The 3,235-nt window shown below is 67.6% G+C and carries 4 protein-coding genes; all 4 read left to right on the forward strand.

Annotated features, from left to right (window positions below; all coding sequences use genetic code 11):
* Window positions 1-232: 232 nt before the first annotated feature.
* The gene (locus VFW69_RS19500; protein WP_526503625.1) at window positions 233-727 is read left to right on the forward strand and encodes a CarD family transcriptional regulator; all 495 of its coding nucleotides are present in this window, start codon (window positions 233-235) and stop codon (window positions 725-727) included.
* A gap of 88 nt (window positions 728-815) precedes the next feature.
* Complete coding sequence (locus tag VFW69_RS19505; protein WP_526503627.1) at window positions 816-1,877, forward strand: PIN/TRAM domain-containing protein; 1,062 nt, start codon at window positions 816-818, stop codon at window positions 1,875-1,877.
* Between the two features lie 2 nt (window positions 1,878-1,879).
* The gene (gene ispD, locus VFW69_RS19510; RefSeq protein ID WP_526503629.1) at window positions 1,880-2,563 is read left to right on the forward strand and encodes a 2-C-methyl-D-erythritol 4-phosphate cytidylyltransferase; all 684 of its coding nucleotides are present in this window, start codon (window positions 1,880-1,882) and stop codon (window positions 2,561-2,563) included.
* The coding region (locus VFW69_RS19515) for a PHP domain-containing protein (protein WP_526503631.1) at window positions 2,557-3,235 on the forward strand (679 nt) is incomplete at its 3' end. The genes ispD and VFW69_RS19515, both read left to right, overlap by 7 nt.

Below are 3,235 nucleotides of genomic sequence, written 5' to 3' on the forward strand. Positions count from 1 at the left end.
CGGTGAACTCGATGGCGAGCACGGATCGATGATAACGCGTCATATTCAATCTGTCCATTAGCAACCATATGACTAATGGTTATCACGACTGAAAACAGTTAGTTTCGAAGGTTTTGCAACCGGTTCTGCGTGCTCTGGCTGGTTCGCTCGGATGCCGCAAGTCTGGTATGATCTACCCCTCTAGGGGTACAAAAACTGCCGGACCGACGCCGGCGAGGAGGTCACACGCTACGTGTATGAGGTTGGGGACAAGGTCGTGTACCCGCATCACGGCGCGGGCACGGTCGTACGCAAGGAAGAGCGTGACGAGCGCGAATATCTGACGATCCAGATCATTCACAACGATATGACCGTGATGATCCCCTCCGACAGCGCCGACCGGGCCGGTCTCCGCAAGGTGATCGGGGAGGAGACGGTCGAAGAGGTGCTGGGCGTGCTGGGCGGTGACGGCACCAAGATGCCGAAGAACTGGAACCGCCGGTTCAAGCACAACCGCGACAAGATGAAGACCGGAGACATCTTCGAGCTGGCCGAGGTCGTGCGCAACCTCGCGCAACGCGACCAGGAGAAGGGCCTTTCCACCGGCGAGAAGCAGATGTTCTCCAAGGCCAAGCGCATCCTGGCCTCCGAGCTCATGTACGCAAAGGGCATGGAGGAGGAGGAGGCGCGCGAGTTCCTCGAGGAGGTGCTGGAAGAGATCGGCGCCGCGCGAAAAGCGCGCGCCTAGAACACACTGTCCCGAGCCCGTCCCCGGAGGCCGCGACGGCTGAGCCGGTAGATGGGCGATATACGCCTCCCGAGGAGGGAGCAAGGCGATGATCCTGGTTTCACGAATCGTCCTCGCTCTCTTGGCCGCGCTTGGTGCCGTTTACGCGGGTCGTACTTTTGATCTGGTAAACCACTTCGATTCGTCTTCTTACGCGTACACCGTGTTTGGCATCATCGTCTTCCTCGCGTTCGCCGTCGGTTGGATGGTCGGCGGACTCGCGGGGAAGGGACTTGCGCGCGGGTTCAAGAGGGTCGAACGAGCGGCGCAGGCCCGCAGTGCGGGCGAGCTTACGGTTGGCGCGATCGGCCTGCTGGTCGGCCTGCTGGTGTCTGCGCTGCTGTATCTGCCCGTGCACGCGCTGCCCTACATCGGCAACTGGGTGCTGTTGCCGATGGTGCTGGTGCTGAGCTACCTGTTTGCGTTCACGGCGGCCAAGAAGCACCGCGGGATCCTGCGACTGGTGGGCGTGCACTCGCTGGGCGACGGCGACCCCGACCTCGAGAACGGCTCCAACGTTTCGACACTGGTGGACACGAGTGCCATCATCGACGGCCGCATCGCTGACATTGTGCGAACCGGCTTTCTGGGCGGCGAGCTGGTGGTGCCCGAGTTCGTGCTGAAGGAGCTGCAGCAGGTGGCCGACTCGGCCGATCCGCTGAAGCGGGCACGCGGCCGCCGCGGCCTGCAGGTGGTGCAGGATCTGCGCACCGACGTGCAGGTGGCCACCCCCGACGTCGACTTCCCGCAGGTGTCCGACGTGGACGCGAAGCTGCTGAAGCTGGCCAAGGAGCGGGGCATGCCGATCCTGACCACCGACTTCAACCTGAACCGGCTGGCCCAGATCCAGGACGTGCAGGTGCTGAACGTGAACGACCTGGCCAACGCGCTGAAGCCGGCGGTGCTCCCGGGCGAGCGGCTGGACGTCCTGCTGATCAAGGAAGGCAAGGAGTCGAACCAGGGGGTCGGCTACCTGGACGACGGCACCATGGTCGTGGTGGAGCGGGCCCGCGAGCGGATCGGCGAGACGCTGCCGGTGCAGGTGACCTCGGTGCTGCAGCAGCCCTCCGGCAAGATCATCTTCACGAAGATCGCCGGCGAAAACGACTGACCTTGGCCGATCTGCTCACCAGTTGGGCGATCGTGGTGGGGGCGGGTGACGGCCGCCGGCTGGGCGATGACCGGCCCAAGGCCTTCGTCGGCGTCGGCGACGAGGTGATGCTCGCCCACTCCGTCAGGATGCTTGACGACCACCCCGCGCTGGACGGGATCGTCCTGGTGGTGCCCGAGGGCTGGGAGGAGCCGGCCACGCTGCTGGCCGACGACCTGATCGCGGGCAAGGTGGCCGCCGCCGTGACCGGCGGCAGCACCCGGGCGGCGTCGGTCGCCGCCGGGCTGGCCGCCGTGCCCGACGACGCCGACCTGATCCTGGTGCACGACGCGGCGCGGCCGTTCGCGAGGCCCGAGCTGGTGACACGGGTGCTGGAGGCGCTCGGCCAGGCTGACGGGGCGGTGCCCGGGGTGCCGGTGACCGACACCGTCAAGCGCGTCAGCGCGGGCTTGGTGGTGGAGACCCCCGACCGCTCAGCGCTGGTGGCGGTGCAGACGCCCCAGGGGTTCCGCGCCGACGCGCTGCGCCGCGCGTACGCGCAGCCGGCGGAGGTGCTGGCGGCGGCCACCGACTGTGCATCGCTGGTGGAGGCGGCCGGCGGCAGGGTCGCGGTCGTCGAGGGCGACCCCGCCAACCTCAAGGTGACCACGCCCGATGACCTGGCGGAGGCCCGCCGCCGGTGCTGACCGACTACCACATGCACCTGGTCGACGACGACGGGTCCTACGACGACGACAGCTTCACGCTCGAGCACGTCGGCCGCTACGTGGCCGCGGCGGCCGGCGCGGGGATCGACGAGATCGGCTTCACCGACCACGTCTACCGCTTCGCCGAGGCGCGCGACTGGTTCGACCACGCGCTCTGGCAGGCCGATGCGGTGGGCGACCTGGGCCGCTACCATGGCGCCGTCTCGGCTGCGCGGGACGCGGGCCTGCCGGTGAAGGTGGCGCTCGAGGTCGACTACCTGCGCGGCCGGGAGCAGCGGATCGGCGAGGTGGTCGGACGATATGACTGGGACTATCTGCTGGGCTCGGTGCACTGGGTGGCGGGGCTGGCGGTGGACTGGGAGCTGGCGCCGATCTGGGATCGATACCCGGCGGACGAGGTATGGCGCCTCTACTGCGACGACCTCTGCCTGGCCGCCGCCAGCGGCATCTACGACTCGATGGCGCACCCCGACCTGGCCAAGGTGTTCGGGCAGCGGCCGGCGCGGCCGCACGCGCTGTACCGCCAGATCGCCGACGCCTTCCAGGCCGCCGGGGTCTGCGCCGAGGTGTCGTCGGCCGGGTACCACCAGACGCTTGACGAGCTGTATCCGGATCCGGAGCTGCTGGCGATGCTGCACGAGCGGAGCGTGC

It is taken from the genome of Mycobacterium sp., from assembly GCF_036273375.1.
Classification (GTDB): Bacteria; Actinomycetota; Actinomycetes; order Mycobacteriales; family Mycobacteriaceae; genus Mycobacterium.

What these genes read in the sequence shown, in the direction of transcription:
- VFW69_RS19505 (WP_526503627.1), top strand. Translation starts at nt 816, where the DNA reads ATGATCCTGGTTTCACGAATCGTCCTCGCTCTCTTGGCCGCGCTTGGT.